Annotated in this window: 24 protein-coding genes and 1 pseudogene; 13 read left to right on the forward strand and 12 right to left on the reverse strand. The window is 66.1% G+C overall.

Annotation, left to right across the window (positions count from 1 at the left end; genetic code table 11):
* Nucleotides 1–159 precede the first annotated feature (159 nt).
* Nucleotides 160–621, forward strand: coding sequence for a PPOX class F420-dependent oxidoreductase (locus tag ABZ293_RS36470; protein ID WP_354955593.1), 462 nt, complete (start codon nt 160–162; stop codon nt 619–621).
* A 72-nt stretch (nt 622–693) separates the two neighbouring features.
* On the opposite strand, the gene ABZ293_RS36475 is transcribed toward ABZ293_RS36470, so the two are convergent.
* The 3 genes from ABZ293_RS36475 to ABZ293_RS36485 form a co-directional block, all read right to left on the reverse strand.
* Nucleotides 694–2,067 (reverse strand): TerD family protein, encoded by a 1,374-nt coding sequence (locus tag ABZ293_RS36475; protein ID WP_355188320.1) that lies wholly within the window; start codon nt 2,065–2,067, stop codon nt 694–696.
* A gap of 770 nt (nt 2,068–2,837) precedes the next feature.
* Nucleotides 2,838–3,248, reverse strand: coding sequence for a hypothetical protein (locus tag ABZ293_RS36480; RefSeq protein ID WP_355188322.1), 411 nt, complete (start codon nt 3,246–3,248; stop codon nt 2,838–2,840).
* A gap of 203 nt (nt 3,249–3,451) precedes the next feature.
* Complete coding sequence (locus ABZ293_RS36485; protein ID WP_355188324.1) at nt 3,452–4,972, reverse strand: MFS transporter; 1,521 nt, start codon at nt 4,970–4,972, stop codon at nt 3,452–3,454.
* A 75-nt stretch (nt 4,973–5,047) separates the two neighbouring features.
* Here ABZ293_RS36485 and ABZ293_RS36490 point away from each other — a divergent pair, with 75 nt between their 5' ends.
* The 3 genes from ABZ293_RS36490 to ABZ293_RS36500 all read left to right on the forward strand — a co-directional run bounded on the left by ABZ293_RS36490 (nt 5,048) and on the right by ABZ293_RS36500 (nt 7,485).
* Nucleotides 5,048–5,971 (forward strand): LysR family transcriptional regulator, encoded by a 924-nt coding sequence (locus ABZ293_RS36490; RefSeq protein ID WP_355188326.1) that lies wholly within the window; start codon nt 5,048–5,050, stop codon nt 5,969–5,971.
* A 470-nt stretch (nt 5,972–6,441) separates the two neighbouring features.
* Entirely contained in the window at nt 6,442–6,699 is a 258-nt protein-coding gene (locus ABZ293_RS36495) for a hypothetical protein (RefSeq protein ID WP_355188328.1), read from the forward strand.
* A gap of 108 nt (nt 6,700–6,807) precedes the next feature.
* Nucleotides 6,808–7,485 (forward strand): CPBP family intramembrane glutamic endopeptidase, encoded by a 678-nt coding sequence (locus ABZ293_RS36500; protein ID WP_355188330.1) that lies wholly within the window; start codon nt 6,808–6,810, stop codon nt 7,483–7,485.
* 135 nt (nt 7,486–7,620) lie between these two features.
* Here ABZ293_RS36500 and ABZ293_RS36505 read toward each other — a convergent pair.
* From ABZ293_RS36505 to ABZ293_RS36515, 3 genes and pseudogenes are all read right to left on the reverse strand, one after another.
* A pseudogene (locus tag ABZ293_RS36505) lies at nt 7,621–8,346 on the reverse strand (class I SAM-dependent methyltransferase); the annotation flags it as partial.
* A gap of 10 nt (nt 8,347–8,356) precedes the next feature.
* On the reverse strand, nt 8,357–8,701 hold the full coding sequence (locus tag ABZ293_RS36510) for a VOC family protein (protein WP_355188332.1): 345 nt from the start codon (nt 8,699–8,701) through the stop codon (nt 8,357–8,359).
* Between the two features lie 20 nt (nt 8,702–8,721).
* The gene (locus ABZ293_RS36515) at nt 8,722–8,880 is read right to left on the reverse strand and encodes a ribbon-helix-helix protein, CopG family (RefSeq protein WP_062985155.1); all 159 of its coding nucleotides are present in this window, start codon (nt 8,878–8,880) and stop codon (nt 8,722–8,724) included.
* 278 nt (nt 8,881–9,158) lie between these two features.
* On the opposite strand from ABZ293_RS36515, the gene ABZ293_RS36520 reads away from it, so the two are divergent.
* From ABZ293_RS36520 to ABZ293_RS36535, 4 genes are all read left to right on the forward strand, one after another.
* Nucleotides 9,159–9,803: a TetR/AcrR family transcriptional regulator gene (locus ABZ293_RS36520; RefSeq protein WP_355188334.1), complete on the forward strand. Its 645-nt coding sequence runs from the start codon at nt 9,159–9,161 to the stop codon at nt 9,801–9,803.
* 14 nt (nt 9,804–9,817) lie between these two features.
* Nucleotides 9,818–10,351 carry a VOC family protein gene (locus ABZ293_RS36525; protein ID WP_355188336.1) on the forward strand — a complete coding sequence of 178 codons (534 nt, stop codon included), beginning with the start codon at nt 9,818–9,820 and terminating at the stop codon, nt 10,349–10,351.
* A 31-nt stretch (nt 10,352–10,382) separates the two neighbouring features.
* Complete coding sequence (locus ABZ293_RS36530) at nt 10,383–10,883, forward strand: carboxymuconolactone decarboxylase family protein (protein ID WP_355188338.1); 501 nt, start codon at nt 10,383–10,385, stop codon at nt 10,881–10,883.
* Nucleotides 10,884–11,507: 624 nt separating this feature from the next.
* Nucleotides 11,508–12,098, forward strand: coding sequence for a hypothetical protein (locus ABZ293_RS36535; RefSeq protein WP_355188340.1), 591 nt, complete (start codon nt 11,508–11,510; stop codon nt 12,096–12,098).
* Nucleotides 12,099–12,107: 9 nt separating this feature from the next.
* Here ABZ293_RS36535 and ABZ293_RS36540 read toward each other — a convergent pair whose 3' ends face one another.
* From ABZ293_RS36540 to ABZ293_RS36555, 4 genes are all read right to left on the reverse strand, one after another.
* Nucleotides 12,108–12,845 (reverse strand): LppP/LprE family lipoprotein, encoded by a 738-nt coding sequence (locus tag ABZ293_RS36540; protein ID WP_355188342.1) that lies wholly within the window; start codon nt 12,843–12,845, stop codon nt 12,108–12,110.
* Between the two features lie 147 nt (nt 12,846–12,992).
* Nucleotides 12,993–13,409, reverse strand: a complete 417-nt coding sequence (locus tag ABZ293_RS36545) for a lytic transglycosylase domain-containing protein (RefSeq protein ID WP_355188344.1) — start codon at nt 13,407–13,409, stop codon at nt 12,993–12,995.
* Between the two features lie 125 nt (nt 13,410–13,534).
* A complete protein-coding gene (locus ABZ293_RS36550; protein ID WP_355188345.1) occupies nt 13,535–13,930 on the reverse strand; it encodes a hypothetical protein in 396 nt (131 codons plus the stop codon).
* A gap of 28 nt (nt 13,931–13,958) precedes the next feature.
* Complete coding sequence (locus ABZ293_RS36555) at nt 13,959–14,279, reverse strand: hypothetical protein (protein WP_355188347.1); 321 nt, start codon at nt 14,277–14,279, stop codon at nt 13,959–13,961.
* 94 nt (nt 14,280–14,373) lie between these two features.
* Here ABZ293_RS36555 and ABZ293_RS36560 point away from each other — a divergent pair, with 94 nt between their 5' ends.
* The 4 genes from ABZ293_RS36560 to ABZ293_RS36575 all read left to right on the forward strand — a co-directional run bounded on the left by ABZ293_RS36560 (nt 14,374) and on the right by ABZ293_RS36575 (nt 18,176).
* Nucleotides 14,374–14,580, forward strand: a complete 207-nt coding sequence (locus ABZ293_RS36560) for a hypothetical protein (protein ID WP_355188349.1) — start codon at nt 14,374–14,376, stop codon at nt 14,578–14,580.
* A 49-nt stretch (nt 14,581–14,629) separates the two neighbouring features.
* Nucleotides 14,630–15,649, forward strand: coding sequence for a winged helix-turn-helix domain-containing protein (locus ABZ293_RS36565; RefSeq protein WP_355188351.1), 1,020 nt, complete (start codon nt 14,630–14,632; stop codon nt 15,647–15,649).
* Nucleotides 15,650–15,678: 29 nt separating this feature from the next.
* The gene (locus ABZ293_RS36570; protein WP_355188353.1) at nt 15,679–16,314 is read left to right on the forward strand and encodes an ElyC/SanA/YdcF family protein; all 636 of its coding nucleotides are present in this window, start codon (nt 15,679–15,681) and stop codon (nt 16,312–16,314) included.
* 989 nt (nt 16,315–17,303) lie between these two features.
* Nucleotides 17,304–18,176: a glycosyltransferase family 2 protein gene (locus ABZ293_RS36575; protein WP_355188355.1), complete on the forward strand. Its 873-nt coding sequence runs from the start codon at nt 17,304–17,306 to the stop codon at nt 18,174–18,176.
* Between the two features lie 136 nt (nt 18,177–18,312).
* On the opposite strand, the gene ABZ293_RS36580 is transcribed toward ABZ293_RS36575, so the two are convergent.
* Together ABZ293_RS36580 and ABZ293_RS36585 are read right to left on the reverse strand one after the other, a co-directional pair.
* Entirely contained in the window at nt 18,313–18,843 is a 531-nt protein-coding gene (locus ABZ293_RS36580) for a phenolic acid decarboxylase (RefSeq protein WP_354955631.1), read from the reverse strand.
* 102 nt (nt 18,844–18,945) lie between these two features.
* On the reverse strand, nt 18,946–19,827 hold the full coding sequence (locus ABZ293_RS36585) for a LysR family transcriptional regulator (protein ID WP_355188357.1): 882 nt from the start codon (nt 19,825–19,827) through the stop codon (nt 18,946–18,948).
* 137 nt (nt 19,828–19,964) lie between these two features.
* On the opposite strand from ABZ293_RS36585, the gene ABZ293_RS36590 reads away from it, so the two are divergent.
* The gene (locus ABZ293_RS36590) at nt 19,965–21,323 is read left to right on the forward strand and encodes an MFS transporter (RefSeq protein WP_355188359.1); all 1,359 of its coding nucleotides are present in this window, start codon (nt 19,965–19,967) and stop codon (nt 21,321–21,323) included.
* The last annotated feature ends 116 nt before the right edge of the window (nt 21,324–21,439 follow it).

The raw sequence follows: 21,439 nt of genomic DNA on the forward strand, positions 1-21,439 counted from the left end.
CGGTTCCCGACCCGAAGATCTACAGGTGAGACTCTTGATGGCGACGGTTGCAGCGCGACCAGTGTGCCCGCGGCGGTCGGAGCGGTGTGGTTTATCTATGTGACACGATGACCGGCGACTGCGTTTTGTCCCTGGCATTGCCACGACAGGAGCCCGACCATGCCACGTATTGCCGCCGCCGACCGGGTCGAACGAGCCGAACTGCTGGAATTCCTGCGTACCCGCCACCGCGGCGTCCTGGTCACCAACCGCGGCGACGGCCGCCCGCAATTGTCGCCGGTAACTTGCGGGATTGATCCCGAGGGCCGCATCGTGGTGTCGACCTACCCGACCCGCGCCAAGGTCGGCAACGCGCGACGGGACCCGCGCGTGTCGATCTGCGTGCTGTCCGACGACTGGAACGGCCCCTATGTACAGGTCGATGGCCGCGCCGAGGTCCTGGACATGCCGGAGGCCCTCGACGGTCTCGTCGAGTACTTTCGCGCTATCTCCGGCGAACATCCCGACTGGGCCGAGTACCGCGAGGCCATGGCACGGCAGAACAAGTCGCTGTTGCGCATAGATATCGAACGCTGGGGACCTGTTGCGACGGGCGGCTTCCCGCCCGAACTCGCGGACTGAGACGATCGATCGACTCTTGGATGGCGATGCGCCGCGGCGGTTCGATCAGATCTCGGTGCAATCAGCCGGCTGTCACCGGTGGCTGGTGATGAACCGCCCCAGTTGCGGTACCGCTTCACCGGGGTGTTTGGCTTGGAAGCCTTCGCCTAGTGCCTGCAGTTTCCACTCCCCGCCGGCGCGGAAGACCTTGGCCATCGCGATCGCGGTGAATGCCATGCCTCCGGTGAGTGAGTATCGGGCGAGCTCGACATCGGTGGTGCTGTCGACCAGGCGGCAGAACGCGTTGGTGACCTGTTCGAAGGTTTGGCCCTGGTAGGAGGTCACGACGAACAGCAGGGTGGTGATGTGGGCCGGGATCCGGGTGAGGTCGACCAGGATCACTTCGTCGTCGCCCTCGCCTTCGCCGGTGAGGTTGTCGCCTTGGTGGCGGATGGATCCGTCCTTGGAGGTGAGTTGACCGTAGTAGGCGACATCAACCAAATTAGCCTCGGCGAACAGAGCCACCCAGGCGTCGAGATCGATCTCGATCGTGCGACCGCCGAACAAGCCGCCCTTCTTGACGGGGTCCCAGCCCAGACCCATCCGGATATAGGTCAGCGCGACACCACCGTCCTTGCGGAGCGTGACGCGCTGCCCCTTCGCCAGGCTGACCGGACGGTTTTTGGAGAGACTGACCTCGCCCGGCGATGGTGTCGTATGCAGACCGGGCGATGGCCGATAGCCCTGGCTCGGACCCGCAGAGTCGGGAGCTGATGTCGGAGGATAGCCACCCTGGGGGTGATGGCCGGTCGAGGGCCGGTGGGACGCTGCGGGCGGATGCTGCTGCCGCCGAGCGGAATTCACCGGATCGGCGGTTGGCGGCGGGTAGCTCGGCGCGGGTTGTGCGGGGTAGCTGGGAGCAATGGGCGGCGCTGGCGTGTGTGTGATGGTCGGCCGGGGTGAGTCGTCGACGGTCACGCCGTGGTCGGTGACCAGGGCGGCGAATCCACCCGCGTAGCCCTGTCCGACCGCGCGTACCTTCCAACCGCCCTGGCGGCGGTACAGTTCCAGGGCGATCACGACGGATTCGGTGCTCAGACCCTCGATCCGATACTCGTACAACCGATTACCGCGAGTATCGGAGACGACTGCCAATGGTGCGGCGATGCGACCGAATCGACTGTTCGCATCATCAAGAGTGATCACCGCCCGGATCTGAGCGATATCCGCTGGCACCCGATGCAGTGATAAGGCCAACGCGGCGGGCCGACCGGGTTCCATCGACTGCAAGCGAACACCAGGACCGGTCGGCTGATCGAAGAATACGAAATCCGCGTCAGAGCGAACTTTCCCGGTCTCGGTGACCAGCAGCGCTGACACCTCCGCTGGCGCGGCAATCTGCACCGAGACCACCACATCGGTGACCGTCAACGGGCCGTTCTGGCCCTTCACCAGTGTCGCGGACACATCCGGCCCCTTCACCCGTCACTGCACTCTGTTACCAACTCTACGAGAAATCCTCCTACCGCGGCCGACCACCGGTGATGACACCGAACAACTTTGGCGCGCGGTTCGTGCTCGGGGCGAGTGCGGTGCGAATTATCGACTGTGAGTGCGAGATTCGGCGGGTCGTGATCGCCGCGGGACAGGCTTTGGCTGTGGTCCTGGACGCCGCACGTCCTCGGGCCGCGAGCCCGGTGTCGTTGAATCGGTAAGTCCACCAAAGGTACTCGCGAACATCTAGAATCGAGGCGTGGACTTTCTGTTGACGAGCATCGGGATAATCGGCGTGCTCGTGCTCGGCGGTGCGGCGTGGATGGCGTTCCTCGTCCTGCAACGCCGCAAGTAGGAATATCGCCACCACATCGACCTCGCCCTGCCGGAGCCTGCGTAATCGTTTGCTATCCAGCATATTCGGATGCCGGAGCGGACTTCGAAATGTAGGCGGCGGTGGGAGGGACGAATCTGTGCTGACGGGAGCGCATTCAGCGCGGTGTGGAACGACAAACTGACGTTCCACACCGAGTGAAGGTATGGCGGCGTGAGGTCGACCGTCGGCAACGGTATCCGGCGGCGCCACCTGCTCGACGATCCGACCGCCGTGCTGGGCGAGCGCGTCACCCACTTGCGCTACCGGGTCGGCAATGGCTAGCGCAAAGCCCGTCTGCGCCACCGACAGTCTCATCGACCTGCCCAATGGCTGTCGCACCGGTCGCCGATACGCGCCGGGGGCGGCCCTACCCGAGCGTGACCTTCTTGGCCTGCCCGGAGACAACAGTGTCGTCGCGATCGACCAGCGCGACCCGCACTTGCACCGTCTGCCCCGCCGACAATGGCGCATCCCGACCGGCGGCTCCGGCGAGGATGATCACGGCGGAATGCTGGGCTCCGTCGCATGTGACGGCAGTCTGTGCGCCGGTGGCCGAGGGACTGTCTGCGTTGGGATCGCCCACCATTGCCTTGATGGCAGTCACTCCTGCCGATGCATCGCAGCTGTAATCGACCCCGATATTGGCCGGACCGACGCCGCTGACGTCGATGTTGTTGGCGGCCAAGGCGGGAGCAGCGGTCGATATTCCGGCCAGCCCCATCACGCCGAAGACGGTCGCGATTAGGGCAGGACGTCGGTAGTTCCGGAAAGTCATCATGGATCTTCGTCCTCCTGCGTAGGTGGAAGTAGATCGCGGAACACACTCAGAAGACGGCACGGCGCTCACCGCACCGCACTCCATGTTCCCTCACCGCCGTCCACGGCACAGAACTTCTCGAAGATCTATCCGAACTAGGCTGTGACGAGCCGATGCGAGCGCTCGAAGATCACCTCGGCAGTTCAGATTCATGTGATGGCTGACTACCCCGCCGCCGAGCGTGCCTGTCCACGTCGGGACAGCAGCGACTGCGATACGACGAGCGCGCCGAGGACGAGTACGGTCACGCCGATCGCCCGCAGTCCGAAGTCCGTGCCCGAGACGAATGCGGTGATGACATCGTTGGCGCGGTCGGGTGTGGTGGTCGCGAGTGCCTGGGCCACGGTGTGCGGATCGTGGTCGGTGCGGATGTCCAGCGGTAGTGCGGCGACGAACCGGGCGGTGAACACCGTGCCGATGACGGCGACGCCGAGGGCGCTGCCGAATTCGCGGGTGGTGGCCTGCAACCCGGCTCCGACCCCGGCCTGGTCTGGTGGGAGCGAGCTCGCGATGGCTCCCGAGAGTGTCGGAAGTGCGAGCAGCACACCGACTCCCGTCACGAGGAGCCATGCGGCGTAGGCGAGGTAGGGCGTCTGTGCGTCGCTCGTGGAGAGTCCGAGTAGTCCACCGCCGACGAAGACGAATGCGATAGCGATGGTGGCGTCGAGGCCGATGCGCTGTGACAGCCGTCCGACATACTGTGCGCCGAGAATGATCGGGACGGTCAGCGGGATGATTCCGAGACCGGTCCGCAGCACGCCGAATCCCTTGCCGTACTGCAGGAACGACGCGTTGACGTAGAACAGCGCGAACATGCCGAAGAAGACCGCCGTCATGCCGAGGCAGGCGCTGCGCAGAGCGGGGAGGCGGAACAATCGGGGATCGAGCAGCGGGTGTTCGACCCGCAGTTCGATGATCGTCCATGCGACGAAAAGAACAGCGGCACAGAGGAATCCGGTGATGACGAGCGCGCTGCCCCAGCCCGCCTCCGGACCCTGGACGATGCCGAGCAGCAGCGCGACCGACGCACCGACGAGCAATGCCGCGCCGAGCGGGTCGAGGCGACGGTCATGGCGCGGTGAGATCGGCGCGACCCGGCCGACGAGTGCGAGAAGAATCAGCGAAATCGGCACGGCGGTGGCGAACAGCCAACGCCATGATCCGCCCGACAGGATCGCCCCGCCGCCGACATTGCCGACGACTCCGCCGATACCTGTCATCGATGCCCAGACCGCGATCATCGCGCTCTTGCGTTCGACGGGGACGGCGTGCAGCAGAACGGCGAGCGTATTGGGCAATACGGCGGCGGCGCCGACACCTGTGATCGCACGGCCGGTGAGCAACAGTGCCACATTCGGTGCCGTCGCCGACAGCAGCGCGCCGACCGCGAACAGCCCGAGGCCGACGAGCAGGATCCCCTTGCGCCCGAGACGATCTCCCGCGGCCCCGCCGGGAATCACCAGACAGGCGAAGACGATTACATAGGTGTCGACGATCCAGACCAGCGCCGATGCGGAGGGGTGCAGTGCGCTGGCGGCCAGCATCGGGACGGCGAGGTTGATGGCGGCGACCATCCCGATGACGAGCACGACGCAGGCGCACATGGCCGCGAGCAGGCCGCGCTGCGTGCCGGGACGGGCCGACGGGTCTCGCGAGGTCGGCGCGGTCGAGATGTTGTATGACATGGCTGCGACGCTAGGGACCAGCGCGGTCTCCGCGCCACGCAACTTCAACAAGAGATCCTTGCGTACGATGCAACTATGACCGAGCAGCTCGATCTGAATCTGCTGCGCGTATTCGACGCGCTGCTCCAGGACGCTAGCGTCACGGCCGCCGCCGAGCGCCTGCATCTGTCCATCCCGGCGACCAGCCGGGCGCTGGGTCGGTTGCGGCGGGCGATGGGTGACCCGATTCTGGTGCGTGCCGGTCGCGGGATGGCCCCGACACCATTCGCGCTGCGCGCCGCGCCGCGGGTGCGGTCACTGCTGGACGAGGCGTCGGCACTGATCAGCGCCGACCGCGAGATCACGGTCGCGGAACTGAAGCGCACCTTCACGATTCGCATCAATGACGGTGTGGCCGCGACCCTGGCGGCCGCGGCGGTCGAAGCCACGGCAGCACTCGCTCCCGACGTCACACTGCGCTTCGTCACCGAGGGCAGTGAAAGCAACGATGCCCTTCGCGACGGCTCGGTCGATCTGGATATCGGCACAGGCGAAGCGGCGCCCGACATCCGGACGGCCGTGCTGTATCGCGAACGAATAGTCGGCATCGTCTGCGCCGACAGCTCGCTCGGTCGGCGCCGCCGCCCGACGCTGGCGCAACTGTGCCAGCATCCCCACGTCTCGGCCTCCCGCCGTGGCCGCGCTCGCGGACCACTCGACGACGCACTCGATGCCGTGGGCCTGCAACGCCGCGTCGCCGCCGTCGTCCCCACCTTCGCCGTCGCCGCGCTGCTGGTCGCGTCGAGTCAGTACGTCGGGCTCGTCCCGCAGCGCCTCGCCGAACAATACGGCCGGGCCCTCGGCCTGCGCTGGTTTCCCATCGCCGCGGCCCTGCCAGCAGTGGAAGTGCGGCTGGCTTGGCATGCACGGCTCGACGCCGACCCGGCACAGTGCTGGCTGCGTGACACGATTCGTGATGCGCTCGGCTCGCCCGGCGATCCGGTGGGCCGCCAGGGGTGACTCAGCGCGTGATCGCGGTGCGGGTCCAGGGGCGGGCAGAGTGGTCGGTCGGACCAGCGGGCGCCCGTGTGGCCGGATGAGCACTGCTCCACGTGGACCGAGGTCGAAGCGATCGGCGTATGCGCAGGTGAGAGGCTCGATGTGGAGCGGCCACGATGCGGCGGCCTGTTGCTTCCAGTGGCGGGGTCCAGGGGGAGCGGGGTGAACCATTCGCCGATGGCGTCGAATGTTGAGCGGTCGGGCGTGAGCCACTGGTGTGGTATACGGCAGCCCGGCTCAGGGTGGGCACCTAATCCATGCCGGTGTCGGATGGTTCGGGTGGCGTGCGTGACCGAAACCCGGATCCGACGCTCACAGCTGGCACAAATGTTGCTCACATTCCGGACAGAGGTTGGGGCGCAACGATTCTCGCGTCGGCACGAGATGTCGGCCGACGGTTTCGGATCGAGATGCACCCTCAGGAGGAATGTATGGGAGTTAAGTCGAAGCTGGTGACGGCTGCCGCGGCGGGTGTCGTGGTACTCGGCGCGCTCGGCGTCGGCGCTGGTGTCGCGAACGCCGACCAGCCCCAGGGACCGGACTCCGGACAGCAGTGTCCGCCGCCGCCCGGTGACCACCAGGGCCCGCCTCCTGGTGACCACCAGGGCCCGCCGCCCGGTGACCACCAAGGTCCGCCGCCGGGTGATCAGCAGGGCCCGCCGCCTGGATGCCAGCCGCCCGCACAGTGATCTGAGACCGCGGCCCTATGTCCGGCAAGGACATAGGGCCTTTTCTCGCGCTGCATCCGGTTGCGTTCGACACGAGCGGTGAGCTGGCCGGGGAACTATGGTGTGGTCGTGCGGATTCGACGGTGGCGCCGGGTTTATCTGGGCGCCGAGTATGCGGCACTGTTCTTCGGCGGGGCGACCGCGTACAACGCGGTATTGCGCGGCCGGCCCCCGATTCCCGCATTGCTCGCGCTGGCGCTGGGGGTCTCCGGCTACCTGCGGCGCTCGCCCGATTTCGACCGTGCCGCACTGTGGCGCACCGAGGCGCTGCGGACGCAGGCACGCTCGATGGCCGCGCTGGCGGGCGGGAACGCGCTGGCACTCACCGCGGCGGTCGCGCTGGCGCGGCGGGACGACCTATTCGACCTGCCTCGGCGCAATCCTTGGCTGTGGCTGGCGGTCATGGTGCTGTATCCCGTGCTCAGCGTGTACCCACAGGAGCTGATCTTCCGTTCCTTTCTCTTTCATCGGTACGCGCCGGTCTTCGGCGAGGGCACCGGGCTGGTGGCCGCGAGCGCCGTCGCGTTCGGATATGTGCACATCCTGTTCGGCAATTGGATCTCGGTCGTTATGAGCGGTATCGGCGGCTGGATCTTCGCAACGCGATATTTGCGGACACAATCGCTGTTCACCGCTTCGGTCGAACATTCGGTGTACGGAATGCTCGTTTTCACCATCGGTTTGGGCCGATACTTCTATCACGGTGCCACGGGGATTCGGCAGGGTTCCCAGCTGCCCGTGGGATGATCGCCGAATTCGACTACGTCTTCGCCACCAGGATCTGCTCGGCGCTCGGGGGTCGCAGCCCATCCGTGCGCCGGCGAAATAGAGCTGGGTCATGGCCGACGTCGAAATATGTTGCGCCGATGGGAAACCCGCGTCTTCGGCCAGTCCGATCAGCTCGTCGGGGCGGAACATGCTGAGGAACGGGACTCCGCTTGCGCGCGCGGCATTCTCGACCGCCTGACGGATCGGGCGCTCCTCGTCGCCGAGCAGTTCCAACGGCAACTGGAATGTCGTCACGAAGGTCGAACCGGGGGCGAGCGTCGCGAGATGACGCAGCGTCTGGATATTCGCCTCCCGGGTGAGGTACATGGAGACGCCCGTCGAGACCACCACTGCACGCCGCTGTGGATCGAAGCCTGCGGAAATGAGCCGGTCCCACCAGGATTCGGTTTCGAAATCGACCGGCACCAGACGCAGCCATTCCGGAATTCCGAAACCTAGTTCGAGTAGCCGCTGACGCTTCCACGCCTGCGGTCCGGCTTGGTCGACCTCGAATATCGTGAGGCGGGCCGCGATTTCGGGTCGGCGCTGGGCGAAGGTGTCGAGACCGGCCCCGAGGATGACGTACTGGTCGACACCCTGGGCGGCCTGTTCGATCACCAGATCTTCGACGAAGCGGGCGCGCGCCGTGACGCAGGCTCGGGAGAGCGCGGTCCGCTCGGGATCCATATCCGCTCGGTCGCGCCACCCCGGGGCCGGGTCGACCAGCCGAAGACCGACCTCATCTTCGAGGACATGCGGCGATTGATCGAGTTCGATATGCAGAGCGCGCCAGAGTGCGACCCGCTCCGCGGTGCTCTCGGGACCAATGATCTGCTGCACGTGTACTCCTTCAGCCGAGCTTTCCGACCTGCAGATTCCAGATCCGTCCGTCGGGGTCGCGGACCGTCATTTCCTTTGTCCCGTAATGGGTTTCCTCGAACGGTGTGACCACCTCCACATCGCTGCCGGGCCGGAACGCATCGGGTTCGGTCACCGTCAGCACGAGTTGGGTCGACGGCGTCTCGCTCGCCGGAATCTCGGCGATGAAGACATACGGTCCGTCGCCATTGCGGAACAGGCCGGAGTTGTGGTCGGTGGTGAATTCGGGTTCGAAGCCGAGCGCCATGAAGAATCGTGCCGTCTTGCCCCAGTTGTGGGTTTCGACGAAGACGCCCTGAATACCTTCTGTCGCCATATGGAATCTCCTTGTCGCGATCACGGTTGCTGGTCGTGGGTGTCGTCGAGGTAGCCGCGCAGTGCCTCGGCGACCAGGGCCGACAGTGACATGCCGGACTCGATCGCACGGAACTTCACCTGCTTGATCAGTCCGACCGGCAGGTACACGTTGAACTGCTTCACATCCTCGTCGCCCACCACTCGAAGCTAGCATGCTAGCAAGCTAGTGTCACGTGTGTCGGGCAAGCCTTGACCTGGCCGACTCTGGCAAGTAACTTGCTAGTCAACAAGGAAGTTTCCAGGAGGGTCGTCGATGGACGAATCCGGGTACCGCCCCGACCTTTACCCACCAGCGCATCACTCACCGCGACGGTACGAAGGGGAGCGCATGAACGATGCCTGAGCCGCGCCGCCATCGGCCGCTTCACCTTGCGAGATACCGTCATGACGATAGGTCGCACCCGGGAGGAATGGTCATGAGTCGAGCTGACGCCACATCGCGTCGGTCCCAGGAGGAACGCCGCACCGAGGCCGAGCGGCGGCTGCTGGAATCGGCCGCCGAACTGGTCGGCGAGATCGGCCCCTCGAAGGTGACGCTGGCCGCGATCGGTGATCGCGCGGGCTACAGCCGCGGATTGGTCACCCATCACTTCGGCTCCAAGGGCGCGATGATGGCGCGGCTCGTCGGCGTCGTCGGCGAACGGTTTCAGGATGACCTCATCATTTCGACCGCCGCCACGTCGCCGATGGACCAGATGATCGGTTTCGTACGTACCTACTTCGACATCGTGTCCGATATTCCGCCGATGAATCGAGCCCGGCTGGTGCTGTGGGCCGATGCGGTGGCCACACCATCGGAGCTGCGTCCGGCCATCGTCGTCGCCGATCGCGAATTCCGCGGCGAACTCGCCGAACGCATCGCACAGGGGCAGGCCGCAGGGGAGTTCTCCCGCGATATCGATGCGCAAGGGCTCGCCACCACCGCCGTCGGCATGCTGCGCGGCATCGCATTGCAAAAACTGCTCGACCCGGAGGTCGATCTCGACGCCTGCCGCCGCGAAGTCGAACAACTATTTCTTACTCGCCTCCGCCCTGCGGAGCACGAGGTGCCACCCGAATAGAAAGAACCCGTGTAATGAGTCGAATCTTCGGTCAGATCGCCCAGATCGGTTACGTCGTCCGCGATATCCGCGCCGCGATGGACCACTTCATCGAAAATGGCGTCGGCCCTTGGTTTTACGTCCACAAGGTGGAGACCGACTACTTCACCTACCGCGGCATCGACTCACCGCTCGAGATGAGCGTGGCCTTGGCCAACTCCGGTGACGTGCAGCTCGAATTGATCCAGCAGCGCAACGACGCTCCATCGCTCTACCAGGATTTCCTCGACTCCGGTCGCGAGGGCGCGCAGCACATCGCCTACTGGACCACGGATTTCCAGACCCTCTACGACAGGGCGCTGTCGCTGGGCTATGTGGTCGGGCAGGAAGGTTCCATCGGCGGCGAGCAAGGTCGCTTTGCCTATCTCGACACCGAGCACACCCAGGGCACGATCATCGAGATCTCCGATATCAGCGGGCCCAAGGGGGAAGTCTTCAAATACATCCGGGAAGTCGCGGCCACCTGGGACGGCACCGATCCCATCCGTGGCGATATCAGCGAGCTCTGACCCCGCGCACTACGACTTCCGAGGAACCGCAATGGAATATCCCGATCCCGCCACCCTGCCCGCCGAACTGCGCGAGGCGCTGACCACTCACACTGCGAATATCTATCGGATGGTGGCGCATTCGCATGGCTTGGGTCTCAGCTTCCTGGACATGGCCGCTGCGATGCTGCAAACCAATTCGGTGCCGTTCCCATTGCGGGAGTTGGCGATTCTGCGCGTAGGACATGTCTACGAATCGCCCTACGAGCTGCACCATCACGAAAGGTTCGCGCGTGCGGTCGGTCTCAATGAGAATGCCATCGCCGCCGCGGCTACCGGTGTCCGGGCGGGTTTGTCCACCGAGGAGGCGTCGATTCTGGGGTGGACCGATCACCTGCTGGCCGAGCACACCCTCGGCGAGGCCGAACGCAAGCAAGCCCTGGAACTCTTCAGTGTGACGCAGCTGGCCGATTTCGTGCTCACCGTCGGCTTCTACCAGCTGGTGTGCAATTTTCTCAATACCTTCGATGTCACCACCGAAGGCGAAGCCTGAGCTGCCAACCGAAAATGTCTGGGCCCGCGTCGATTTCGACCCGGGCCTCTTGCCTATGCGATTGCCGTGGCGAGTTCGAACATGCTCGGATCGTGCGAGCAGACCATCAGGAGATCGGGTCCGTCGCGGTGGTAGAGCTCGCTGCGGCGCGCATGATTCTCGCGCACCACCTGCGGTCGAGTGCGGCGGTAGTTTTCACTGCCCGCAGGACGAATGGGACGTGGGATCGGCCGACGACCGTGCCGGGGTGATGGAAGGCGTCACCGCACCGATGTCCGGCATCGACGGCGACCGCGGCGTGGCCGCGGGTATGGCCGGGCAGCGCGATGAGCGCCGCTCAACAGAGGCAGGACGCGGCTGCAGGTCAGTAGGGTCTACCAGCTCCTAACACTTACTTGTTGTATAACAAGTAATATGCCCAGTCAAAGGCTTCATGGCTGGAGTAACCGGTTCTACTGAGGTGTTGCGCCTGCTATCGAACCCAAGAGGGCGCCATGCCGCATTCGATATCCGGTCGCACAGCTTTGTGGTCTTGAACACGGCCGTGCTGCCGGGGTGGTGCAACACCCCACATCGGCGGCGGGTCATTCGGTGGATCGGGGGGTGGCGCGATAACTTGATCGGGTGATCGAGAGTTCTTTATCCGCGACGGCTGGGGCTTGGCGGGTAGGTGACGGCGACCCGGTGTCATTGCGGGAGGCGACGGTGGCGTGGGCGATTGCCGCGCATGCCGAGCTGGCCGAGATTGCCACCGGGTATGGACATTTCATTACGGTCGGGGAGTTGGCCGAGCGGGTGCAGGACGTGTCGGGGGTGCAGACCGGGGCGCCGACGCGGACCTGGATGGCGGCCATTCTGCGCAAGGTCGCGCGGCGCTGCCACAATGCGGGCGAGCCGCCGCTGACCTCATTGTGCGTGCAGGACAACCACACGGTCGGCGACACCTACAAATACGTGCTCGAACTCGCGGGGCTACCGATCCCGAACGACCTCGAGTTGCATGCGTCCTACGCCCGGTGGCAGTGCTACGAGCACTACGGGGCCACCATGCCCGCCGATCTGGCCGTCCCGCCGCTGATTCCCAAGGTGGCGGGACGCCGGCACTCTGCGGGCGCGACGGCGCAGGAGGCCAAGCCGCAGCCGACCCGCCCGGCGGTATGCGCGCAATGCTTCATCCAGCTCCCCGCCAGCGGGACCTGCCAGTACTGCGTGTGACGAGCCGCCTCAGTTGCCCGGCGGGAACTGCCCGTTCGCTTGGACCGTGGTGCCGTTCAGGCTGAACGTCACCACGCTGGGGCCGCCCTGTGGGCAGCACAGCGCATCGTCGGGCTTGGCCCATCGGTACTGGACCGAGACGGTGTCCTTGGTCTTGCCGAGAATTTCGGTGTAGCCGTACGGCTTTGACGTGGCGGTGCCGAGGTAGGTGCCGTTGGTGAAGAACAGAATGTGGCTTCCGGGATGAATTCCCTGCCATTCCACCTGCATCCACGACAGCACGCCCGAGCATCCCGCCTGAATCGGATCACCGCTTCCGCCCTGTACGACCCAGCCGCTACCCGCCGGTGGCGGCGCTAATTGAGCGACCGCGGAGGCGGCGAGTGCTGAGTTCACATCGAAGCACAGACCGTGTCCGCTGCCGTAGGGCCCGGATTCCGCCGGCGCGGAGGTCGTTACCGTTTGTGGACCGGCCGCGGGCTCGGGTGCGGCCGAAGGCTCCTGTGTCGCTACGGGTTTCGGATGCACTGCGGGCTCGGGTGCCGGTGCCGCCGGTGTCGCGGCTGGTTTCGGATCGGCCGCGGGTTGTGAACGATCGGTGGCGCCTGCCTGCACCACATTCGGTGAACTCGCCGACGGGCCGGATGCTGCGGTGACAACAGTCGGCGATGAGTTCGTGCCGCACCCAGCAGTGCCGATCGCAATGCTCGCCGCGAGCATGACGAACGCCGTTGACCTGATATCCATGGCTTCCCCTCGAGCTGATCGCAAACGCGAATTTCCCTGTGCCGCAACCAATTTGTGCACAAACAGCACATCGGACGAATCGCGATCGGTGTTACCGGGGTAGCGGGAGAAACGTGCCCCGAATTATCGGGGCACTCGACGAGCGACTCAGTACCAGTGGTGTACTTGCCAAAAGGCCCAGGCGCGTTCGGGGCTGCCGTAGCGCTGGATCATGTAGTCGTAGGTCCAGCGGATCTGGGTGAGCGGGTTGAAGCGCCAGTCCATGCCGTGCGTGGCCATCTTTTCCGGCGGCAGGGCCTGTCCGATGCCGTAGGCGCCGGAGGCCGGGTTGGTGGCGAAGGGGTCCCAACCGCTTTCGCGGGTGACGATCTTGTCGAACGAATCGAACTGGTGGGCGGGGACAACCGTCAATGCCAGAACCTTGGTGCTCGCGCGGACCAGTGAGAACGCGAACCCGGCCGATGAACCGGAGATTTCATCGTTGTCGGTGGTGGCCGCCGCGGGAGCGACGCAGATGAACGACATGCAGACAGTGGCGAGAACGGCGCTGATGATGCGTGACATCGACGATCTACTCCCTCCACATTCGGGACAGATGCGATAGTCAGCAAAGCACTAGTTACTGTGGCGGTGTCGCAGCCGCTCCGGCGTGTCCGGGAATGTGGCGGGTACCGCTGCTGCGGATTTCGTCAATGACGCACGCTCAACCAGCTGTCCATGAGCGCGAAATATCTGCAGTAGAAAGGGTGTGACCCGATTTCATCGGGTGCGGTGAAGGTGATGGTCTGACCGGGACCGATTTCGTTGTCGAAAAGTCCGGGCCTTCTGCTGGTGATGCTGTGTTTCAGCGCATCGTGGTTGATCACCGTGATGACCGCGCCCGGCGTGATCGGGGGCGTGGCGCTGTAGGTCTGCCTGTCGATCGTGATTGTGACCGCGGATATCGGGGCCGGGCCGGGTGGCGTCGGCGCCGCCTGCTCCTCCCTGGACGTGCCGCACCCCGCCGCCCAGGCAACGACCAGCATGCCGACCGCGACCGCCATCCGGTGCCGCCACCGCACGGGGATGGTTCGAGCGCTGTTCATACGGACCGGCTTCCCAAAATTCGAGCCGTCATGCCTCTTCGAGCGCGTGTGCAAACCACTCGGTACCCACCAGTTCCTGCGCGTGATGTAGGAGGCCGGGACCATCTGGCGCGAGGTCGACGCGCGTGCCATCGCCTTTATCCTCGACGCCGTCACCCCCGCCCTGCGGCAGACCTTCCCGCACGATCGAGACGCCGACCAGCCCTCCCCGGACGACGTGCTCGAAACGCTCGCGGACCTGCTCGACCTCGGCCTCACCCCACCCGGTGGCGCGGATCTCGCGGCGGGCAAGGCGGTCCTGCTCGACGGTCTGAAGCAGGCGCGGGCGGCCTTCGCCGATCACGATCACTGATTCGACGGTGTTTAGGCCACGGCCGAAACATGGTGAGGATCCGGGCTGCTGATTTCTAGGCTCCTGAACAGTGACGATTCAGGAGTCTGAGATGTTGAAGGATGTTGCGGTGCGGCCGGGCGGTGGGTTCGCGGTGGCGGTCGGTCGACTGGCCGATAGCGCGATGGTGGTTGGGCGGAAGCGGTTGTGGCCGATGCGGTTGCGCTGGGCGGTGACATTCTCGCTGCCGTCGGCCGCCGATCAGCAATTGGTGCGTTTGGATCCGCTACTCGCCGTGATGGTGCGAGGTCCGCGGTGATCGCGGGTACCGTGGTGCGATACCTGGGCACGGCGATGCGGGGCAGCGTATGAAGCGGATCTACTGCACACCTGAGGATCTGACGCGCATCAGGATCGGGCCCCCGCTCGGCGCGATGGGGGAAACCGTGCTGGCCACCAGGGTGGTGCAACGCACCGACGCGCGGCTGTACGACGGGTGGCGCAGTCAGGTGCGGCGTGCGATGCCGGAGGACTTCGGTATGCTCGCCGATCTGTTCCCCGGCGTCGATCCCTTCGTCGACCTGATCACGCCGACCCGCGGCGCGCGGTCGATCTCGGCCGGAATCGAGGCGCTGCATCTGGCCTCGCGCGAGGAACTCCGCAGGGAGGTGGAGCATACCGATCGCAGCCGCGCGCGGAGCGAGCGTCCGCTACCTACGTGGACGCGCGGCCTGTCCGACCGCGATGGTTCGGCGCGGCGCGATGTAGCCACTGCCGTCCAGGCGTTTCATTCGGCGGCGTTCGCCGGTCGCTGGGCGCATCTGCAGTCCTACCTCGAGGTGGCCGCCGAACGGATGGCCCGCACGCTTGCCACCGAGGGTGTGGAACGGCTCTTCGCCGCGCTCGCGCCGCTCACGCGGTGGCGTGCGCCGGTGTTGGAGGTGCTGGCCATGACCGGCTGCCACGACGAACACCTCGATGGCCGTGGACTGATCATTGTTCCGTCGCTGTTCGCCTGGCCGGGGCCGCTGTTGCTGAAATCCACCATCGACAAGGATTCGCCGATGACGCTGGTGGTTCCGGTGCTGCGCGAATTCGCCGATTTCGCCTCGGCATGGGGTCCGCGGGCGACCAATGAGGCGCTGACCGCGCTGCTCGGCCGGACGCGGGCCGCCGCGCTGCAGGTGATCGCCGAAGGCTGCTCGACCACCGAACTCGCACGCCGACTTGGTGTTTCACCCGCGACGGCCAGTGAACACGCAACGATCCTGCGGGAGGCCGGGCTGATCGAGAGCTGGCGGCACCGCAATGCGATGCGGCATCAGGCGACGACGCTCGGCATCGCGCTGCTCGACGGCGATCTCGACAGTGGTGTGCGCATCGCTTGAAGCCGCGCCAGTATGGTCGGGCACGTGCAGTGCATAACCGACCGGAAGAGTTCGGCGTGGTAGGGCAGGGTGAGCTGGCGCGGGTGCGGTGGGCAGGGGTCGGGCTGGTCGTGGGAGCGGCATTGGTCGTCGCCGGGGCCAACACCCGGTTGTGGCTGGTGTCGTCCGGACATCGATCCGGACCCGCGTCCGCGCCGAAAGCCCCGGTGGTGATCGTGCCGGGGGCCAAGGTAGGGCCGGATGGAGCGCCGATGGCGTATCTGCGTGGGCGACTCGATGTGGCGATCGAATTGCTGCGGGCCGGAAAGGTGCACGAGATCCTGGTGTCCGGTGATGCCGCGGGCACGTCGGGAGACGAAATCGCCGCAATGACAAAGTATCTCGTCGACCATGGCGTCGATCCGGCGGTGGTGCGCTCCGACGGCGAAGGATTGTCGACCCGCGCGACCTGCGAGCGAGCCGAGAGCGTATTCGGCATCGACCGCGCGATCATCGTTACCCAATATCAGCATCTGCCACGGGCGGTCGCCCTGTGTCGCGCAGCGGGCATCGACGCCGACGGTGTCATTGCCTACTGCGACTGCAGGCGAAAAACCAAGGTGCGCAACAATATTCGCGAATGGCTCGCCGCGCCGAAAGCGGTCGCCGCATTGATCGGGCGCTGACCACGCTGCCGCATGGTCTCCGGCCATGGCTGGGCGCAGTGGTGGCCGCGTCGACCAGTGGGAGCCCGAGGGGGACGTGTACTGCGGTCTCGAGCACACCTGGCTCGGGGTTGGCGATGCAGACGGCGGCGGTGCGTTACTCAGGGATATCGCCCTGTTGTCGGGAGTTCGGAATCAACGCGGATCTGGCAGTGCAGGATCCATCGGATCGATCGGTCCGCCGGGATTCGGGATCGGTGGCGGTCGGTTCGGATCCCGGTGTGGTGCCGGGTCGGGGATCGGCGGCGTCGGTGTCGGGCCTGGCTCCGGAGGTGGTGCAGGCTGCGGATCGTTGCCGGGTCTTGGTGGTACGGCCCCGGATCGGGGCCGTGCATGGGTGCTGTAGGGCCCTCGCGGGCCGGGCGTCTGTGGTGTGCGCTGTGGATTGGGATTGAGCGTTGGTGGTGACTGTTGTGGATTGGAGCTGGGCGTTGGTGGTGACTGCTGCGGATCGAGGCTGGGCGCTGGATCGTGCGGGGTGCGGATTGGTGCCGGGCTCCGGTGGTGTTGAGTCCGGATCGCGGTGGGTGCGGGCTCCGGAGTTGGGAAGGGATTGTTGCCGGGGGCAGGTTCCGGCTGAGGGAACGGCTCAGGGCCAGGGACCGGCTCCGGGCCGGGAGCCGGCTCGGGGCCAGGACTCGGTGGGACCGGATCCGGGATCGGCATCGGCGGAACCGGGTCGGGGATCGGCGTCGGCGGGATCGGGCTCGGATTCGGTGGCACTGGACGCGTCATGTGCGTTCCTCCTCATCGCGGCGGTACCCATCCGGTCGCGGGCGAATCAGTTCAACGCCAGCTCCCCAGCCCATACCGCCCTGCCGACGGATGTCGGCTTTCGACGGCGGCGCGGAACTGTCGCACGGCATCGGTGAGGCATTGGGATACCAACTGTTCGAAGCATCTCGGGATCGGCACCACGGTGCGGCTCGGGTCCTGCTAGGTTCGCGGGCATGCCCGCTCGCGATGAGAAGACTGTCGGTCTCGTCCTCGTCACCTACCAGAGCGGCGAGGACCTGCCGCCCTTCTTGAAATCGCTACCCGCGGCCGTCGAGCCGCTGACGCTCGAGGTGGTCGGCGTCGACAACACCTCGACCGATAACAGCGCCGATCTTGTCGACGAATTCGGCGGGACGGTGATCCGCAACCGCAAGAACGTCGGCCTGGCTGCCGCGATCAACCAGGGCGCGGCCGTGACGAATGCCGAATGGATCCTGGTCGCGAACCCCGATACCCACCTCGCACCGGGTTCGATAGCGGCACTTGTCGAGACCGCTCGGACCGACGCGACGATCGGCATGATCGGACCGCGGATAGCCCGGCTGGACGGAACGCCCTACCCGAGTGGCCGTCGGTTCCCGTCGCTCGCAGTGGGGATCGCACACGCCCTGCTCGGTGGTGTGTGGCCCGGCAATCCAGCGACCCGCGCGTATTTCGGCGATCCGGTGACCACGGTCAGCGATGTCGACTGGATCTCCGGCTGCTTCATGCTGTTCCGCCGCGAGGCCTTCGATGCGGTCGGCGGGTTCGACGCTCGGTACTTCCTGTACTTCGAGGAAACCAAGATGGCGCTGGATATGCACCGCGCCGGATGGCGGGTCGTATTGGATCCGGCCGTCGAGATCCGCCATCGCGAGGGCGGCAGCATGCGGTCGGCGCCGTTCCGCAAGATCCGCAGCCACCATCGCAGCGCTTTGCGGTTCTACTGCGACTACCACCACGGCTCGCCGTGGCTACTGTTCGCACCGTTGGTCGCCGCGGGCCTGATAGTCCGGGGCGCGCTGTCGGTACTGCGGACCGCGATCGCTCAGCGTCTACGGGGCTAGGCGAACGGCCGCCCGGATCGATCTGAAGACGGAGTTCGCCTATCCGCCGCCGATGCGGGTCGTCGGCGAGTTGATGGGCGTCGACCGTGCCGATCCGACCTGGCCGCCCTCCCCGGTCTGCCTCGACGCCTGACGGTCAGTTGGATTGCACCGCGTATCCCGGCGGCAGTTTGTGCGGTGGGCAGTTGATCACCGTGTCGTCGTCGATTCCCCGGGATTCCAGGAAGGTGATGCGCCCGGTCGCGGAGACCAGCGTTAGTGGATAGGTCGGTCCCTTGTCGCGGTCGGCGATAATCGCGTCGAGATTGTGCTCGTAGCGGGTGAGCGTGCTCTCGGGGTAGTCGAGCATCCACTGCGGATACGAGATCGTGGTGTGCACGCGGCGATCCCCGAGCCAGATGATGATCACGGTGGTGCTGCCGGTCTCCTCTACCCAGGCGAGTTTGTACATATCGTCGCTGAGCTGGACCAGCTTCACGGTCTGATTCTTGGACCAGCGCCCGAACATCGGTCCCATCAGGCAGCGCGAATCGATGGTGTGCCAATCGCGCACGTAGATCTCGTATTTCCAGCCGTTGTCATAGGCGTAGATCAGGTGTTTTCCGACAATGCCGGACAGATCACCGGTCAGGGCTGAGGCCGTCCAGGCTGGCTGCCGCACGCTCATCGCTGACTCCTCTCGGTCGACCTATGCCGTCGGGACCAGGGCTTTCTCGTCAGCCTAACCACTCACACGGACATTGCGGCCGGTTTGCCGGGAACGCCGTCATCATGGCCGGGCGGCGGCGTAGAGGATCTCGCGCATTCCAGGCAGGGATTCCTGATCCGCCCGCCACACCAGCCGCAGACTGAGATCGGGTACCGCAAAGTCCAATCGGACCAGCGTGCCGTGTACGAGACCGTCGGCGACCGCGAATTCCGGTAGCAGGGATATGCCGAGTCCGTGCTCCGCCCAGGCCCGCATGACCGGAACCGCACCGGCCCTGACCCGCTGCGGACCCGAGCCGAGAAGCCGCTCCCCAGCCATCCAGAACGAGCATTCGGGCACATTGACCAGCAGCCGCTCATCGATCAGATCGGCCGGCGTCAGGGCCGACCTACCCGTTAGCGGATGGGTGGGTGCCGCGACCAGGGCCAGCGGCACCGGGTCCAAGTCCAGAAAGGCCAGCGGCTCCGCCGGTGCCGGGAATCCGAGATCTCCGACGGCACCACCGGAATCCAGAAGCAGTGCCGCATCTAGTTCGCCGCCGACCACATCGGCGAGCAGTCCGTCGCGGGCTCGATCCGAGCGCACCTCGACCTCTAGATCCGGCCGTCGCTCGGCCAGCCGCGCCAACACCTGCGGCACGTAGGTGCCCGCGAGGGTTTCCAGTGCGCCGAGCCGCAGTAGCGGCCGTTCCGCCCGCACATCGCGGGTGGCTTGTTCGGCCAGGTCGAGGAGTCGCCGTGCCCACCCGGTCAGGCGCTGGCCCGCGGGGGTCAGCCGCATGCCCTTGGGATCACGTACAAAAAGGGTGACCCCGAGTGCGGACTCCAGCGTGCGGATCTGTTGCGACACCGATGACGGCGCGAGGTCGAGCGCCACCGCCGCATCGGTGACGGTGCGATGGCGCACCACGGCCTCGAAGGTCCGCAGCTGACGTAGCTCCATGGCCTGGCCAACAGCGCCGGAGCATTCGGATATTCCGAATGCCCCGTGCGCCGGAGCCGGTGGAATGGGCGTGCCCGCCCGACCAGAGTCGATCGCGTCACCATTCGAGTCGATCTGATCGGGAGCTGTTGCATCAGATGAGCATTCTGCAATCGCGGGCACGCACGTCCGCCGCGTCGAGCGGGCGGACCCGTGCCCTGCTCGGAATATCCCTCGGGTACTTCATGGTGTTGCTGGATATGACGGTGCTCTCGGTCGCCGAACCGGATCTGGCGGCGTCGCTGCACACCTCGGTCGCCGGACTGCAATGGGCGACCACCGGCTATACCGTGGCCTTCGCCGCGCTGCTGCTGTCCGCGGGCGCGGTCGCCGATCGCTATGGTGCGCATCGGGTATTTCGCTGTGGCACAGCTGCTTTCGGTTTGGTATCGCTGCTGAGTGCATTCGCGCCGAACCTGTGGCTGCTGGTCGCGCTGCGGGTGCTGCTCGGAGTGGCCGCGGCGGCGTGTGTGCCTGCTTCGATGGCGATGATCAGCCAGCTCTACCCGGATCCGGCACGACGCGCCAGCGCGATCTCGACCTGGGCGGCGATCAGCGGCGCGGCGGTCGCGGCGGGGCCGATCGCGGGCGGCGCACTGGTCGGGCTGGCCGGCTGGCGTTCGATCTTCATTGTCAATGTGCCGATCGCGATGGTCGTGCTGGCGCTGAGCGCGGGTTCGGCGGTGCACTGCGCCCGTGGCGAGCGCCGGATCGACTGGCTGGCGCAGCTGATCGCGGCCGCCGCCCTCGCGCTGTGCACCGACGCGCTGATCGCGGCGGGTGCGCAGTCGTTGCGGCATGCCGCGTGGTCGCTCGGTGGCACCGCGCTCGCGACGGTTGTCTTCATAAGACTCGAACGGCGCAGTGCCGCACCGGTATTGAATCGGGAACTGCTGCGCGCGGGCCGGGTGCGGGCCGGGCTGTTCGCGGGTGCGGCGGTCAACTTCGCGCTGACCGGCGCACTGTTCGTCCTGCCGCTGCTGCTGCAACAGCAGCGCCACCTGAGCCCACTGCAGACCGGGCTGGCATTCCTGCCGCTGACCGTTCCGTTCGCGGTCATCCCGCCGCTGGCGGGCAGGATCGTCGCCCGGGTCGGTGCGCGCCGTCCGATCCTGGCCGGACTCGGCCTGCTCGCGGCGGGCGGTGCGGTGCTGGCCGCCGCGGTCTTCGCCGACCTCGCCTATCCGGTGCTGGCGTCGGGCCTGCTGTTGTCGGGATTCGGTGTGGCCTTTGCCCTTCCGGCATTGGTCACGGCCATTGTCAACGCGGCTCCACCGGGTACGGCCGGTGCGGTCGGTGGTCTGCTGAACGCCGTCCGCCAAGTCGGTGCAACGCTCGGCGTCGCCGTCATGGGCGGGCTCGTCACACCGGGCATCGGCTGGGCGCTGCTGACCTCCGCGGCGGCCTGCGCGCTCGCCTTCGTCGTCTTCGGCTACCACCGCGCAGCCGAATCCTGACGCGGGTTCAGAGCGCGATTCGGCCCGACCTCGCCGTGCCCGGCGACGGCGTCGATGGTCGCCGACGACCTCATCCGACGCCGCACCGAGCCCGGCGGCCGAATGCTGCTCAGCGG

Source organism: Nocardia sp. NPDC005998 (genome assembly GCF_040614395.1).
GTDB lineage: Bacteria > Actinomycetota > Actinomycetes > Mycobacteriales > Mycobacteriaceae > Nocardia.

Coding starts and splice junctions, on each gene's coding strand:
- ABZ293_RS36470 (WP_354955593.1), top strand. CDS start 160: ATGCCACGTATTGCCGCCGCCGACCGGGTCGAACGAGCCGAACTGCTG.
- ABZ293_RS36480 (WP_355188322.1), bottom strand. CDS start 3,248: ATGATGACTTTCCGGAACTACCGACGTCCTGCCCTAATCGCGACCGTC.
- ABZ293_RS36485 (WP_355188324.1), bottom strand. CDS start 4,972: ATGTCATACAACATCTCGACCGCGCCGACCTCGCGAGACCCGTCGGCC.
- ABZ293_RS36490 (WP_355188326.1), top strand. CDS start 5,048: ATGACCGAGCAGCTCGATCTGAATCTGCTGCGCGTATTCGACGCGCTG.
- ABZ293_RS36495 (WP_355188328.1), top strand. CDS start 6,442: ATGGGAGTTAAGTCGAAGCTGGTGACGGCTGCCGCGGCGGGTGTCGTG.
- ABZ293_RS36510 (WP_355188332.1), bottom strand. CDS start 8,701: ATGGCGACAGAAGGTATTCAGGGCGTCTTCGTCGAAACCCACAACTGG.
- ABZ293_RS36520 (WP_355188334.1), top strand. CDS start 9,159: ATGAGTCGAGCTGACGCCACATCGCGTCGGTCCCAGGAGGAACGCCGC.
- ABZ293_RS36525 (WP_355188336.1), top strand. CDS start 9,818: ATGAGTCGAATCTTCGGTCAGATCGCCCAGATCGGTTACGTCGTCCGC.
- ABZ293_RS36530 (WP_355188338.1), top strand. CDS start 10,383: ATGGAATATCCCGATCCCGCCACCCTGCCCGCCGAACTGCGCGAGGCG.
- ABZ293_RS36540 (WP_355188342.1), bottom strand. CDS start 12,845: ATGGATATCAGGTCAACGGCGTTCGTCATGCTCGCGGCGAGCATTGCG.
- ABZ293_RS36545 (WP_355188344.1), bottom strand. CDS start 13,409: ATGTCACGCATCATCAGCGCCGTTCTCGCCACTGTCTGCATGTCGTTC.
- ABZ293_RS36550 (WP_355188345.1), bottom strand. CDS start 13,930: ATGAACAGCGCTCGAACCATCCCCGTGCGGTGGCGGCACCGGATGGCG.
- ABZ293_RS36560 (WP_355188349.1), top strand. CDS start 14,374: ATGTTGAAGGATGTTGCGGTGCGGCCGGGCGGTGGGTTCGCGGTGGCG.
- ABZ293_RS36565 (WP_355188351.1), top strand. CDS start 14,630: ATGAAGCGGATCTACTGCACACCTGAGGATCTGACGCGCATCAGGATC.
- ABZ293_RS36575 (WP_355188355.1), top strand. CDS start 17,304: ATGCCCGCTCGCGATGAGAAGACTGTCGGTCTCGTCCTCGTCACCTAC.
- ABZ293_RS36580 (WP_354955631.1), bottom strand. CDS start 18,843: ATGAGCGTGCGGCAGCCAGCCTGGACGGCCTCAGCCCTGACCGGTGAT.
- ABZ293_RS36585 (WP_355188357.1), bottom strand. CDS start 19,827: ATGGAGCTACGTCAGCTGCGGACCTTCGAGGCCGTGGTGCGCCATCGC.
- ABZ293_RS36590 (WP_355188359.1), top strand. CDS start 19,965: ATGAGCATTCTGCAATCGCGGGCACGCACGTCCGCCGCGTCGAGCGGG.